The organism is Hydrocoleum sp. CS-953 (genome assembly GCF_002260545.1).
GTDB lineage: Bacteria > Cyanobacteriota > Cyanobacteriia > Cyanobacteriales > Microcoleaceae > Trichodesmium.
The window spans coordinates 1-1,295 of the sequence record NZ_LGSU01000027.1 but is presented as its reverse complement, the minus strand read 5'-3'; the positions used below and the strand labels follow the sequence as shown (position 1 = coordinate 1,295).

The following is a 1,295-nucleotide window of genomic DNA, read 5'->3' as shown; positions in this document are numbered from 1 at the left end:
GTATTATAGTTAGTTAAGTTTAGCACCACTAATTCATAATTATTAATTATAAAGGGTAAGGAGCATAGTTAGCATGGAATGAGAGAGAAAAGATTTTTTTGTAATAAAAATAGTTGCATAGTAAAAAAATCCACCCAGTTTTATGAACTCTGTCTCGTGCTGTAATTAAGTGCTTATACAAAATTAATTACACATTTCTTATATATCTCCAATCTTATCTATAAATTATCAATTATTTCTCCCTCCATACCTATTCCCTATTCCCCATTTCCTCTTTAAACTAGGAAATTCCTAAAAGCACGACTACTTAGCTATAATCAGAAAAAAGAATTGGTAGTGGTTATGAGCCATTGTATTAATCCTAATTGCTCTCATCCAGAAAATCATAATAACCCTTTATATTGTACAGCTTGTGGCTCAAAATTATTAATAGAAGAGCAATATCAAGTTGTCAAAAAACTTAGCGATAATCATGGGGTAGCTATCTATGAAGTAGAAGTAAAAGGAGAAAAAAACACTGAACTTTTAGAAGTAAAAGTATTACATATAGATCGTACTGAATACATTTCTCAATTTCAACAACAAGCGAAGGTATTAGCAGAACTTAATCATCCTGGAGTTCCTCAAGTAAAACCTGGTGGATATTTTACATTTTTGCCGAGAAATAGTAATCAAAAATTACACTGTTTAGGGATAGAAAAAATTCCTGGAGAAAACCTACATACTTGGTTAGGAAAAAACAATTCACCTCTGAGTCAAGAATTAGCTCTCGAATGGTTGACTCAACTCATAGAAATCTTAGACTTATTACATAAAAAACAATTTTTCTATCAAAATATTCAACCAAGTAATATTATTCTTCGCCCCAATGGGCAATTAACATTAACTAATTTTTCTCTAGAATTACAGTCAGCAGAATCAGATTTTCTTGCACTAGGATATACCTTTATTTACTTATTGACTGGTCAGCTCCTATCTACATTCTTAAATTCTGATACTAATACATTAAACTGGCGAAGCCAACTTTCTAATATATCTCCAAAATTAGCAGATTTTATTGATTACTTAATCTCACAAAAACAGCAAAAAAATACTCAGATACTCTTACAAAGATTAGCATTTTCGGAATGTTTTTATGCCTTCNTACATTAAACTGGCGAAGCCAACTTTCTAATATATCTCCAAAATTAGCAGATTTTATTGATTACTTAATCTCACAAAAACAGCAAAAAAATACTCAGATACTCTTACAAAGATTAGCAAGATTAAAAGATGATTTATCTCAACCATTAATT

The 1,295-nt window shown here is 30.1% G+C and carries 1 pseudogene; it reads left to right on the top strand.

Features of this window, described 5'->3' with window-relative positions:
* Positions 1-342 precede the first annotated feature (342 nt).
* Positions 343-1,143, top strand: a pseudogene (locus tag AFK68_RS43875) (4-Cys prefix domain-containing protein); the annotation flags it as partial.
* Between the last annotated feature and the right edge of the window lie 152 nt (positions 1,144-1,295).